Annotated in this window: 12 protein-coding genes; 5 read left to right on the top strand and 7 right to left on the bottom strand. The window is 49.5% G+C overall.

The annotated features are described in order from the left end of the window. Window positions 1-51: 51 nt before the first annotated feature. The gene (cyaY, locus tag Q7T66_RS15245) at window positions 52-393 is read right to left on the bottom strand and encodes an iron donor protein CyaY (RefSeq protein ID WP_304933805.1); all 342 of its coding nucleotides are present in this window, start codon (window positions 391-393) and stop codon (window positions 52-54) included. Window positions 394-434: 41 nt separating this feature from the next. Here cyaY and Q7T66_RS15250 point away from each other — a divergent pair, with 41 nt between their 5' ends. Together Q7T66_RS15250 and lysA are read left to right on the top strand one after the other, a co-directional pair. Then, window positions 435-656: a lipoprotein gene (locus Q7T66_RS15250; protein ID WP_304933804.1), complete on the top strand. Its 222-nt coding sequence runs from the start codon at window positions 435-437 to the stop codon at window positions 654-656. A gap of 7 nt (window positions 657-663) precedes the next feature. After that, on the top strand, window positions 664-1,947 hold the full coding sequence (gene lysA, locus Q7T66_RS15255) for a diaminopimelate decarboxylase (protein WP_304933803.1): 1,284 nt from the start codon (window positions 664-666) through the stop codon (window positions 1,945-1,947). Window positions 1,948-1,987: 40 nt separating this feature from the next. Here lysA and msrQ read toward each other — a convergent pair whose 3' ends face one another. From msrQ to Q7T66_RS15280, 5 genes are all read right to left on the bottom strand, one after another. After that, window positions 1,988-2,632 (bottom strand): protein-methionine-sulfoxide reductase heme-binding subunit MsrQ, encoded by a 645-nt coding sequence (gene msrQ, locus Q7T66_RS15260; protein ID WP_304933802.1) that lies wholly within the window; start codon window positions 2,630-2,632, stop codon window positions 1,988-1,990. Between the two features lie 61 nt (window positions 2,633-2,693). After that, the gene (gene msrP / locus Q7T66_RS15265) at window positions 2,694-3,677 is read right to left on the bottom strand and encodes a protein-methionine-sulfoxide reductase catalytic subunit MsrP (protein WP_304933801.1); all 984 of its coding nucleotides are present in this window, start codon (window positions 3,675-3,677) and stop codon (window positions 2,694-2,696) included. 116 nt (window positions 3,678-3,793) lie between these two features. Further along, the gene (gene ccsB / locus Q7T66_RS15270; protein ID WP_304933800.1) at window positions 3,794-4,945 is read right to left on the bottom strand and encodes a c-type cytochrome biogenesis protein CcsB; all 1,152 of its coding nucleotides are present in this window, start codon (window positions 4,943-4,945) and stop codon (window positions 3,794-3,796) included. 123 nt (window positions 4,946-5,068) lie between these two features. Beyond that, window positions 5,069-7,192, bottom strand: coding sequence for a cytochrome c biogenesis protein ResB (locus Q7T66_RS15275; protein WP_304933799.1), 2,124 nt, complete (start codon window positions 7,190-7,192; stop codon window positions 5,069-5,071). A 148-nt stretch (window positions 7,193-7,340) separates the two neighbouring features. After that, a complete protein-coding gene (locus tag Q7T66_RS15280) occupies window positions 7,341-7,997 on the bottom strand; it encodes a cytochrome c (RefSeq protein WP_304933798.1) in 657 nt (218 codons plus the stop codon). 158 nt (window positions 7,998-8,155) lie between these two features. Between Q7T66_RS15280 and yihA the strand changes: the two genes are divergently transcribed. The 3 genes from yihA to Q7T66_RS15295 all read left to right on the top strand — a co-directional run bounded on the left by yihA (window position 8,156) and on the right by Q7T66_RS15295 (window position 11,352). After that, window positions 8,156-8,878 carry a ribosome biogenesis GTP-binding protein YihA/YsxC gene (yihA, locus tag Q7T66_RS15285; protein WP_304933797.1) on the top strand — a complete coding sequence of 241 codons (723 nt, stop codon included), beginning with the start codon at window positions 8,156-8,158 and terminating at the stop codon, window positions 8,876-8,878. Window positions 8,879-9,074: 196 nt separating this feature from the next. Continuing rightward, window positions 9,075-10,088, top strand: coding sequence for a porphobilinogen synthase (gene hemB / locus Q7T66_RS15290; RefSeq protein ID WP_304933796.1), 1,014 nt, complete (start codon window positions 9,075-9,077; stop codon window positions 10,086-10,088). 151 nt (window positions 10,089-10,239) lie between these two features. Further along, window positions 10,240-11,352, top strand: a complete 1,113-nt coding sequence (locus tag Q7T66_RS15295; RefSeq protein ID WP_304933795.1) for a magnesium transporter CorA family protein — start codon at window positions 10,240-10,242, stop codon at window positions 11,350-11,352. Between the two features lie 87 nt (window positions 11,353-11,439). On the opposite strand, the gene Q7T66_RS15300 is transcribed toward Q7T66_RS15295, so the two are convergent. Further along, complete coding sequence (locus tag Q7T66_RS15300) at window positions 11,440-12,078, bottom strand: peroxiredoxin (protein WP_304933794.1); 639 nt, start codon at window positions 12,076-12,078, stop codon at window positions 11,440-11,442. Between the last annotated feature and the right edge of the window lie 14 nt (window positions 12,079-12,092).

Genomic DNA, 12,092 nt, shown 5'->3' with positions numbered 1-12,092 from the left:
CGGAAAAGTCACAAGACTTTTCCGCTTTTTTCTATTTGGACGAGACTTAACTCAATTAGCATCACTCAAGGTGACTTCGATACCACCCTGCTGACTCACCATTTTCGACAAGGCAGCGAACAACTCCACACCGCCATCACGACTATTGATCCATTTCGAGCCGTCGACCTTGAAATGGAAACCGCCGGATTTCGCTGCCACCCACAACTCCTTCATCGGAGCCTGGCTATTCACGATAATTTTGGTGCCGTTATCGATAAACTCGATTTCCAGCACGTTGCCGCTACGCGTGCATTCCACGTCAAGGTCACTAGTGTTCGCCAACTCTTCCAAAGTCGCCTCGATTTGGCTCAAAGTTGCCTCGGCCTGCTGCAGGAATTCTGATTCGGTCATGCTACACTCCAACACGTTTTCGTTAAACAGTGATTCTAATCGTGAAGTCCCTTCTTTGTTTGCCGCGCATCAGCGCTTTTTTCACAATCCTGGCCGGTGCCTTGTGCGTCAGCCTGCTCGCCGGTTGCGGTCAAAAAGGTCCTTTGTACATGCCGCAAGGCGAAAAAGGTTACCAAACGACGACCGTGCAAACGACAGGCAGCTCGACTTCTGTCTCACTCCCGGTCAATACACCGCCAGCCAGCAATTCAGATTCCAAATAAATTCGCCATGTCGCATTTTTCTTATCAAGACGGCGTGCTGTGCGCGGAGAATGTTCCGCTGACGCAAATCGCCCAGCAATTCGGTTCGCCAACCTACATCTATTCCAAAGCAGCGTTGGTAGAAAATTTTTCTTCCTACGCCGACGCCTGCAAAAAGCATGGCCGCAATGACGAGACAGCGCTGGTTTGCTACTCAGTCAAATCCAACTCGAATCTTGCAGTATTGAATCTGCTCGGCAAATTCGGCTCCGGCTTTGATATCGTTTCTGGCGGTGAATTGCTGCGCGTATTGGCAGCAGGTGGCTCACCACGCAAAGTGATTTTTTCAGGAGTGGGTAAATCGCGCGGAGAAATGCAACTAGCCTTGTCGCACGATATTCTGTGCTTCAACGTTGAGTCGATTCCTGAAGTACATCGGTTAAATGAAGTTGCTGGTGAAATGGGCAAACGCGCTTCCGTTTCGCTGCGCGTGAATCCAAATGTCGATGCAAAAACGCATCCGTATATTTCTACCGGATTGAAAGATAATAAATTCGGCGTCGCATACGAAGATGCATTAGCGACCTATCGCGTTGCGGCATCATTACCAAACATTAGCGTGACCGGCATCGACTGCCACATCGGCTCGCAATTGCTGGACGATGCGCCCTTGCTGGAAGCAGTAGATAAATTAATCGAGTTGATCGACACGCTGGCAAGCGAAGGTATCGTTCTGCATCACATGGATATTGGTGGCGGCATCGGTATCAATTACGACAACGACAAGCCAGTGGCAGTTGGCGATTATCTGTCACGCGTATTCACAAAAATTGATGCATGGCGCGCAAAGAGTTATCAAGGCGCAGCGATCAAAGTATTGTTTGAACCAGGCCGCTCTATCGTTGGCAATGCCGGCGTGCTGCTGACCGAAGTGCAATACATCAAACATGGCGAAACCAAGAACTTCGCGATCGTCGACGCAGCAATGAATGATTTGATGCGCCCTGCAATGTATGAAGCATGGCATGGCGTGCAACCAGTCTTGCAACGCGAAACTGGTGCACAAACTTACGACGTGGTTGGTCCAGTATGTGAGTCTGGTGATTGGCTGGCGCGCTCGCGTGAATTAGCAATTCAAGAAGGCGATTTGCTGGCGATCATGTCGGCCGGCGCATACGGCATGACGATGTCATCCAACTACAATACGCGCGGCAGAGCTGCAGAAATTATGGTCGATGGTGCAACGACTCATTTGATTCGCAAACGTGAATCGGCAGCCGATCTGTTCGCACTGGAATCATTGCTTCCGTAATGCAAGGAGCCGGAATGCGCAACGCATATCCGGCTCGTCTTTAACCTGCAGTGCCCGCCAATGCATTCGCTTTCGAGCGCTTTTGCCAAGCCCAAAATACTCGCATCAATAACAAAGCCGCAACGATCACACCGAAAATAATTGGCTGTTCAAAATCGTGCTTGCCTGCCTTCATCCACCAGTAATGCAATATGCCTAGTGATGCGACGACATAGATCAGTCTATGCAGCCATTGCCAGCGTTTGCCACCAAGCCGCTTCACCATGCCATTCGTGCTGGTGATCGCAAGCGGAATCAACAATACAAACGCCGCAAACCCCACAGTAATAAATGGACGTTTGATCACGTCTTTCAGCATCTCGCTCACATCAAAGAAATGATCGAACCAGAGGAAAGTCGTGAAATGTAAAGTGGCGTAGAAGAACGCAAACAAGCCTATCATCCGACGCAATTTAATCAGCCAGTTCCATTTACTCAAACGGCGTAAAGGCGTGACTGCCAAGGTGAGGCATAAAAAATAGAGCGTCCAATCACCCGTGTTACGTGTGATGAATTCAATCGGATTCGCACCTAGTTGATCCGTAAAAGCGAACAAGAACAGTCTGCCAAATGGCAGCAAGGCGAGCGCGAACAGCAGACTTTGAATAATCGTCAACTGCTTGGGCGAAGGATTAAATGCCGTCATTGTTTGTCCGAATGCAATCGATCGACGATAGGAAGTAGAGCCTCATTTACCGCGAAGGAAATCAGAAAAATTTCTTCATATCCATGCCCGTGTACAAAGATGCGACTTGACTGTATCCATTGAACATCAGCGTCGGACGTTTTTTCGCAAAGAAACCATCTTCGCCTATGCGGCGTTCAGTCGCTTGCGACCAACGCGGATGATCAACATCCGGATTAACGTTGGAATAGAAACCGTACTCGCGCGGCGCCGATGCATTCCATGCGGTGCGCGGTTGTTCTTTGACGAAGCGAATCTTGACGATGGACTTGGCTGATTTAAAACCATATTTCCACGGCACGATAATGCGTACAGGGCCGCCATTTTGATTAGGCAGCACTTCGCCATACATTCCCAGCGTCAACAGCGTCAGCGGGTGATTAGCCTCGTCTATGCGCAAGCCTTCTACATATGGCCAATCCAACACCGGACGACGCAAGCCATTCATTGCCACTTTGTCTTCAACCGTGACGAACTCGACATATTTTGCGTTTGAAGTTGGCTCGACTTTCTTGATCAGCTCGGCCAGCGAATAACCACTCCATGGAATCACCATAGACCAGCCCTCGACACATCGTAGACGATAGATCCGTTCTTCCAGCGGCGCCAGTTTCAGCAAGCTGTCGATATCCAGCGTCATCGGCTTTTTGACTTCGCCCTCGATAGTCAACGTCCATGGCCGCGTCTTCATCGCTGGTGCAGCGCCCGCAGGGCTCGCCTTGTCAGTGCCAAATTCGTAAAAATTATTGTAGGTCGTCGCGTCTTTATATGACGTCGCTTTATCGAGCACGACGTAGGACGGATTGGGATGCGCTGCGAGTTTTTGCGCTGTGGCAGACGTCGCGGCAAAGGCTTCGCGTGACGCCATTTCCAGCATTGCGCCGCTAGCAATTGAGCCCGCGGCTATTTTTTGAATGAAAGAACGACGCGATTCGAATATTGCGCGTGGTGTGATTTCAGACGCGAATGGAATGTCGATTCCATTCGGATTGCGCTTGATTAACATAGCGGCTCCGTAGTGATGGTGATGACCATTGATCTCTTCAGACCTGCCAACATTACAGGAGTTTCATTACAGAAAGCAGAATACGTAATTTTACATTCCGCCTTTATGCAATGATTTTATAGCTCGCCGTAAGAATGCAAACCTGACAAAAACATATTAACGCCAAGGAAAGCAAAGGTAGTTACCAGTAAGCCAACAACCGCCCACCATGCCGCAATCTTGCCGCGCAAACCCTTCATCAAGCGCATATGCAACCAAGATGCATAGTTGAGCCACACGATCAGCGCCCAGGTTTCTTTCGGATCCCACGACCAGTAACCACCCCACGCTTCGGCCGCCCACAATGCGCCCAGAATCGTGGCAATCGTGAAGAATGCGAAGCCGACCGCAATCGACTTGTACATCACATCGTCCAGCACTTCTAGCGCAGGCAAACGATCAACTAATAATCCGTGCGATTTCAACAAATAGGCAACCGCGACCATCGCCGCCAACGAGAATGTTCCATAGCCGATGAAGTTGGCTGGAACATGGATTTTCATCCACCAGCTTTGCAGTGCGGGCACCAATGGTTGGATTTCTGACGCATCACGACTTACCGTATACCAAAGCAAAAATCCAACGGCCGCGCTAATCACCAGTAATACAAATGGCCCCAATTGGCGCGTTGCATAAACCTGCTCGTAATACAGATAGAACAAAGCCGTGATCATGCAAAACAAGATGAACACTTCATACAGATTAGAGACGGGAATATGACCGACGTCAGCGCCTATCAAGTAGGACTCATACCAACGCACCAGCATGCCGGTAAAGCCCATGATGACGGCGGCCCAGCACAGCTTGCTGCCAATGGAGCCACCAGTCTCCGAGCGCGCAATCAATCCGCCCCAATAAAACAGTGTCGCAAGAAGGAACAAGGTGCTCATCCATAGAATTGCCGATTGGCTGGACAGCAAATACTTCAGGAAGAATTTTTGTTCGCTCATCGCCAATGAGCCGTCGTACATAGAGATCGCGGATAGCGCCAGCACAGCCAGCACAGCCATCAACCAGCGCACGGATTTCCAATGCCAGCCCAGCCACGCAAATGTAGGCGCGGTCAAAACCAGAATCACTTCTTCATAGACATCCATGTGATGGCCGAAGCGATTCAGCGCAAACAACGATGCGGCCAGCAAGGCTGCAGCATATATCCAGTCGATGACTGACAGACGTTTAAAAAAACCTGGCGGCTGCGCGTAAATCTGATCTTGTACTACATCCATGACTATTCTCCGTAATGACTGTGGCCGACTTGCGCGATCGTCTTGCATCATCGCAGTGCGGCTTCATTTCCTGCTACGAGCTCACGGCTAGAAACGCGGCTCAGTATAGTCGAGTCCAGCCGCTTAGTGGCGCTCTGGCGCGGACTGTAACAATTGCTGTTTTAACACTTCAAATTCTTTCTCGAAGTCCAAAGTCTTGCGCTGCGAACTGACCGCCATCAACGCATGCGAACCGCCATCGGCTTCCGACTTGATCCATATCCACAGACGACGTTCACGTATATAAAACATCGAAAACACGCCGAGAACCAGCAACAGGCAGCCGAAGTAAACGATGTTTTTTCCTGGTGAGCGCGTCACCTGCAGCACCGAAGCTTTGACTTCATCAAAGCCTTGCAACTGCAAATAAACTGGTGCACCGTAAAAGAAGGCATCGGAAAAAGCATTCGTCGCCAGTTGCAAAAAGCGCCCGTGCTTTTCGTCTGCTTCTATTGGTTTCAAACCATCTTTTTCACGCGCAACCTGCCACAAATCCCACAAACTGCCATTCAGGATTTTCATGAAAATATCTGCGGCTTTTTCCTGATCTTGCTCTGGAATTTTTTCAAGAAATTTTGAAACTGCAATGTAGCCAGCTTCTTCAGTATCACCGCCAAAGATGGTCAAACCTTTTAACGACGATGCCTGTAATTGCGCACGTAATTCAGACGCGTCAGTGCGCGCAGTCGGCAACGCGCGTTTGGCATAACGTTGCGCAGCCAGTGCGCGCAAATCCGGATTGAGAATAGCAGCACGCAAGCGCATCCATTCTTCCACCGTGTCATTGTCGTCCGCTGGAATCCGCAAGAAACGGAAAGGCTCAGATGGAGAATCACGTACACCAGCAAGGAACACATAAGCATCGTCCACCAACACTGGCTGCATGTAATTACTGTATTCACGCGCCTGCCCATTCTTGTCGCGCAACTTATATTGCATGCTAGGGCCGACGTTTTTTAGATCCTTGTTATTCGCGGTCTTGGCCGCAGAGCCGAGGTGCTTGTCGAGGCTGGACGCCATGAAATTTTTGTTTGGATTAACAGCGCGTACATCTTGTCCGTTCTGCGCCATGTTCTCGATATTGAATGGCCGGAAGCCCGACCATTCAACCGTGTAATCGCCACCTTTGTCTGCATCTAGCGGCGAGGTATTGCCGACCTCACCCTGCATCGTAAATGAGGTATGGCCAACACCTTGCATCGGATAGCCAGCCAGCTTCAATTTACTGCCACCATCTTCAAAACTGGATTGATATACGGCGACACCGCGATAAATCAACGGTTCGTTGACCTTGATCGTCGCGGCGAATACTTTACCGTTTTCATGATCGGTCACCACAACATCGCTGGCAAACAACTTCGGCATGCCTGTCGAATAAAAATCGATGACAAATCTTTTTAACTGGATCGTGAATGGCAGATCCTGAATCAGTACGCCATCTTGCTGCGGGATAATCGCAGTGCTACTGCTACTGCCTTCAGGGATCAGTGTATTCCCGCGAAAAGTTGGATTACCCACACCAAGGCGATGCTGCGCAGGAATTTGCGCAATCACGCCATTCCCGGAAAACGATGTTTTGTCGTAGATGAGTTTCTGTATGCGTATCGGCAATTCGGAATCAAGCATGCCGCCTATGCAGATAATGATGATCGAACTATGCGCGAAAATATAACCCCACTTGTTCGCAGCACCTTGCTTGGCGGCGATCAGCGTGGCGTTTTCTTTTGCTACGACCTTGGATTTGTAACCGTGCGCGGCGATACGAGCAATAGTTTGCGTGGTTAATTCGACACGCGAAAGTTTGGTTTGCCATTCCGCTTTGTGATGAAAATTACGCAGAGATTGCTCGCGTACATTTTCACGCCAGCTACGCATATCCTTCAACATCTTGGGCGCATTGCGGATCAGGCACAGCGATGTCGAGATCACCAAGAAAGTCATGATCAACAAAAACCACCACGTCGAATACAACCCGTACAGATTGAACTTGGCGAACACCTCAAACCAGAACGGTCCAAACTGATTGACGTAATTCGGCATCGGCTCGTTTTGCTTGAGCACCGTGCCGATAATCGACGCAATTGAAATCAAGGTCAGCAAGCTGATCGCAAAGCGCATCGAAGACAGCAATTCAACTGCATCTGCCAACCAGCGACGACTGGTTTTTAATTCCCAACCGCCAGTATTTGTTTCTGTCTCGCTCGTCATTCCATCATCCTAAAACCACATTCAGACCTACGCTGAATATGCGGAAACTCTCTCTGGAGTTGCTTGCACAACATTGATCGCAGTTGAAAAGAAAAAGGGGCAGCCTTGGCCACCCCTCTTATTCATTCACTGGCAATTTTAATAATTATTATTTCAAGCCAGCGACGTAATCTGAAACGGCTTGAATTTCTTCATCCGACATCCGTTTAACGATTTTGCTCATCTGCTCATTCTTGCGTGTATCAGCGCGGAAGCTCATCAACTGGGCCGTTGTATATGCCTGATGCTGTCCAGCCAGACGTGGGAACTGTGCTGGCATACCGGCGCCATTTGCGCTGTGGCAAGCGGCACACGCAGGAACATTCTTCTCGGCGATACCGCCGCGGAAGATTTTCTTGCCGAGCTCTACTGTGTCTTTGTTTTTGGCCGCGCCTGGTGTCGGTTTCGACTTCGCCAGATAGGCAATCAGGTTTTGCATGTCTTCTTCAGTCATGCCTTTGGCAATAGGCGCCATGATGGCGTTTTTGCGTTCGCCAGTTTTAAAGCTGACCAGTTGCTTGTGAATGTATGCGCCGTGTTGACCGGACAGCTTTGGGTTCTCCGCAATGGAAGAATTACCAGCGGCGCCGTGGCAAGCTATACAAGCAGTGATGTTGCGCGTTACATCGCCCGTGTTGTAAAGCGCTTCACCTTTGGCGGCGTCGGCTTTGACAACTTTCTTTTCTTCGGAGGCGTGGGCAACAGAAACGATTGCCAAAAATGCGATGCACAAGGACTTTACGATTGGTAAACAAACACGATTCATTCAGACACCCTGAGACTTAGTATTAAAATCTGCCTATTGGCGACGTTTTTTGTTACAACCGAGACGCTTTACCTACCGCAGTGCAACAAGCGCAACCCCTTATTGTACAATAGCTTTCCGGCATTTTTGCCACACCTTATGCATTTTGTACACAACTTATGTCTCTACTTTGGCAAGCCCGCTTCTTCACCACGGTGAATCATCTCCGTGATTTGCCAAATACGCAAGTCCCTGAAGTCGCCTTCGCCGGTCGCTCCAACGCCGGCAAATCAACCGCGATCAATATCCTGTGCAATCAGAAAAAACTGGCCTTTGCATCCAAAACGCCTGGTCGCACACAACACATTAATTACTTTTCGATAGGCGGCTCCCGCGTTGGGCAACATCGAAAAGATGAAACCATCGTCGAAGAAATCCGCGGCTTGCTGGTCGATTTGCCTGGTTATGGGTACGCGCAAGTATCTGGCTCGGCCAAGCTGCACTGGCAAGAACTGCTCGGTGATTATGTACAACGTCGTGAACAACTTGCTGCCTTAATATTGATCATCGATTCACGTCGGCCGTTTACCGACCTCGATATTCAGATGCTCGAATGGTTTGCGCCTACCGGCAAACCGATTCATTGCATCCTGACGAAATCGGATAAGTTAAACAGAAATGAATCGACAAATGCGTTGCGTACTGCGCGTACCATTTTGGGAAGTTATGTTGATGCTGACGGACAGCCGTTTCCATTTACTGCGCAATTATTTTCCGCGCTGAAACGCAACGGCATAGAAGAAGCCGATGCGAAAATTCTGGAGTTGCTCGGCATGAATGATGATGCCGATGGCGAAACTTCGGAAGAAGTGGCAAACAATGATGCCGCATCGAACGAATAAAAAGACAAAAAAAAGCCCTGGAGAAAGGGGAGTATCTCCAGGGCAATAACGCCATATCGCATAGTACGACCTGGCCCCGCTCAGGGAGGAGAAGCGGGAGATGCAAAGCATCTGCTATTAGGACGAGCTCGCGATCAAAAAGTTTCATTTATTTTTATCGCTTTTTTTATCCACCTCATCTTTGCTGAAGACCGCCATGTCCAAACTATTATCCAACGCACAATTTCCAGCCCTACGGATGCGACGCATGCGCAAGGATGCGTTCTCGCGCGCGATGATGCGCGAAAATGTATTGACGCCAGCCGATCTGATTTATCCGGTGTTTATTACCGAGGGTGAAAACCAGCGCGAAAAAGTTTCTTCCATGCCTGGCGTGGAACGCCTGTCTGTCGATCTGCTGCTACACGTCGCCGAAGAGTGCGTCGCTTTGCATATACCCGTACTGGCCTTATTCCCCGTTATCAATGCGTCGTTGAAAACACCTGACGGTATTGAAGCAACCAATCCTGACGGCTTGGTGCCGCGTGCAGTACGTGAATTAAAAAAACGTTTTCCTGAGCTGGGCATCTTGACCGACGTCGCGCTCGATCCGTACACCAGCCACGGCCAGGACGGCTTGCTCGATACAAGCGGCTATGTGTTGAATGACGAAACTTGCGCCATTCTAACTAGACAAGCATTGACGCAAGCCGAAGCAGGCGTCGACATCGTTGCACCGTCCGACATGATGGATGGTCGCATCGCGGCGATACGCAATGCGTTGGAAGCACATCACCATATCTATACGCGCATCATGGCCTATTCGGCAAAATACGCGTCGGCATTTTACGGCCCGTTCCGCGATGCAGTCGGCTCATCCGCGACACTCGGGAAAAGCGACAAAGCCACTTATCAAATGGATCCAGCCAATAGCGATGAAGCTTTACGCGAAGTCGCACTCGACATAGCCGAAGGTGCCGATATGGTCATGGTCAAACCGGGCATGCCATATCTGGATATCGTGCGTCGCGTTAAAGATGAATTCAAAGTACCGACCTTCGCCTACCAAGTCAGCGGCGAGTACGCAATGATCAAAGCCGCTGCGCAACAAGGCTGGCTCGATCATGACAAGACCATGATGGAATCGATGATGGCCTTCAAACGCGCTGGTGCTGATGGCGTGCTGACTTATTTTGCACGCGACATTGCACGCCGCCTGAAACTTGGCTGATCTATCGCAGTCGAAATCCTGCAACTAGCGCTTACAGTTTTAGCTCCATGTTGCAGGATGAATAAACAGATTGCATTGCTTGATCCAGCATAAACCTTGCGTGAATCCCGTCACTCACGAATCTCAGCCATTTTTGAAAACCATTCTGCCTATGAATATTTATCAAATCGGCGAACATCAAGTTACCCTCGTTAGCGAAGTCCCCTATTCTGTACCGGAAGATGGTTTTCTGTGGATAGATGCGACCCATGATGAAGTCGCGGACAATCCTGAGCTTTGGCGCAACGCCATTGAGCATGCAACGAACACGCGCATCTACGATCTGCATTTGCAGGATGCGGTCAATCAAAAGCACCCATCCTATTTTGACTCGACGCAAGATTATGCGATGGTGATATTTCGCAAGTTGTCGTTCGGCTCCGATTTATCCGCGCTGGAATTAACGGAAGACAGCGAGAAGCGCAAAATTCCGCCAGCGCTCAGCAAGCTGATGACGCAGCCAGTAACCTTCCTGTTGATGGAACGTGCGCTGGTCACCATACATGCCGCCAACAGCCGTACGATAGAAGCAACGCGCACGCGTTTGCTCGAATACAAACACCGGCCTGAAGGCACTACGCAACACAATCGTCCACCAACTTCACCTGCAGAATTAGCGCTGCGCCTGCTGAATGCAATGGTGGATCAATATCTTGATTTGCGCCAGCCATTGACTGGGCAGATTGATCGCTGGCAGCGCGCACTACTTAATCCGCGCCGTGCGTTTCAGGATTGGACTGCATTGCTGGATGCGCGTATCGAGTTGCGAAAATTAGATCTTCTCTGCGAAGAGCAGCATGATGCATTGCAAGAGCTGCGCGATTATTTTGTCGATAGCAGCGAAAGTACAAGTAATCGTTCACAGGATTTGCTATTGGTGCGCGTGCACGATGTGCTGGAGCACATTACACGCGTATTGAATCATGCGCGCAGACTGGAAGCATCGATAGAATCCGCGGTGCAAATTCACTTCTCTGCAATGGCGCATCGCACAAGTGAAATCATGCGGACTTTGACAGTCATTACAGCACTCTTCATGCCGCTCACAGTGATCACTGGCATCTTCGGCATGAACTTTGTCGACATGCCTTTGCTGAAAGATCAGTCAGGTTTCTGGATCGCAATGGGGATGATGGTCGTCATCGTGATTGGCTTACTAGTCTTCTTCCGTCGCAGAAAATATTTGGATGATAGAAGTTCAGATAACGAGCGACCACGTAATTGAGTAGAATAATTGCGCAAAATCATGCAATAAAAAAGCGTCCACATTGGACGCTTTTTTATTTACAACACCACGACATATTTCCGCGATTTATTTATTCGGTTGTGGGGTCAGGCGCAAGTACGGGCGCTCTGCCTTGTAGCCTTTTGGAAATTTCTGTTTGATGACTTCTTCATCTTGAATCGTCAATGGAATGATGACATCGTCGCCGTCTTTCCAGTTGCCTGGAGTAGCGACACTGTAGCCATCAGTCAATTGCAAGGCATCGATAACGCGCAAGATTTCATCAAAATTACGGCCTACGCTCATAGGATAAGTCAGCGTCAAACGTACTTTCTTTTGCGGGTCGATGATAAATACTGAGCGCACTGTCGCGGTTGCGGATTGATTCGGATGAATCATGTCGTACAGCGTTGCGACCGTTTTATCTGCATCGGCAACGATAGGAAAACCAACTACGGTTTTTTGCGTCGCTTCGATGTCCGCAATCCATTGCAAATGCTTCTCAGCCGGATCAACCGATAGCGCTATTGCCTTGACATTGCGCTTGTCGAAATCCGATTTGAGTTTTGCGGTAAGACCGAGTTCGGTCGTGCACACAGGCGTGAAATCTGCCGGATGCGAAAACAGAACGATCCACGAATCACCTGCCCACTCATGAAATTTGATTTTCCCTATCGAACTATCCTGTTCGAAATCTGGGGCGATGTCACCTAAACGTAAAGTCATGTTTCCTCCTGTGC

This window comes from Herminiimonas sp. (assembly GCF_030655415.1).
The sequence above is the reverse complement of the archived record's forward strand: the minus strand, read 5'-3'. Positions and strand labels throughout refer to the sequence as shown.

Bases quoted from the DNA above. Each gene is read 5' to 3' on its own strand.
- cyaY (WP_304933805.1), bottom strand. From the start codon at position 393: ATGACCGAATCAGAATTCCTGCAGCAGGCCGAGGCAACTTTGAGCCAA.
- lysA (WP_304933803.1), top strand. From the start codon at position 664: ATGTCGCATTTTTCTTATCAAGACGGCGTGCTGTGCGCGGAGAATGTT.
- msrQ (WP_304933802.1), bottom strand. From the start codon at position 2,632: ATGACGGCATTTAATCCTTCGCCCAAGCAGTTGACGATTATTCAAAGT.
- msrP (WP_304933801.1), bottom strand. From the start codon at position 3,677: ATGTTAATCAAGCGCAATCCGAATGGAATCGACATTCCATTCGCGTCT.
- ccsB (WP_304933800.1), bottom strand. From the start codon at position 4,945: ATGGATGTAGTACAAGATCAGATTTACGCGCAGCCGCCAGGTTTTTTT.
- Q7T66_RS15275 (WP_304933799.1), bottom strand. From the start codon at position 7,192: ATGACGAGCGAGACAGAAACAAATACTGGCGGTTGGGAATTAAAAACC.
- Q7T66_RS15280 (WP_304933798.1), bottom strand. From the start codon at position 7,997: ATGAATCGTGTTTGTTTACCAATCGTAAAGTCCTTGTGCATCGCATTT.
- yihA (WP_304933797.1), top strand. From the start codon at position 8,156: ATGTCTCTACTTTGGCAAGCCCGCTTCTTCACCACGGTGAATCATCTC.
- hemB (WP_304933796.1), top strand. From the start codon at position 9,075: ATGTCCAAACTATTATCCAACGCACAATTTCCAGCCCTACGGATGCGA.
- Q7T66_RS15295 (WP_304933795.1), top strand. From the start codon at position 10,240: ATGAATATTTATCAAATCGGCGAACATCAAGTTACCCTCGTTAGCGAA.
- Q7T66_RS15300 (WP_304933794.1), bottom strand. From the start codon at position 12,078: ATGACTTTACGTTTAGGTGACATCGCCCCAGATTTCGAACAGGATAGT.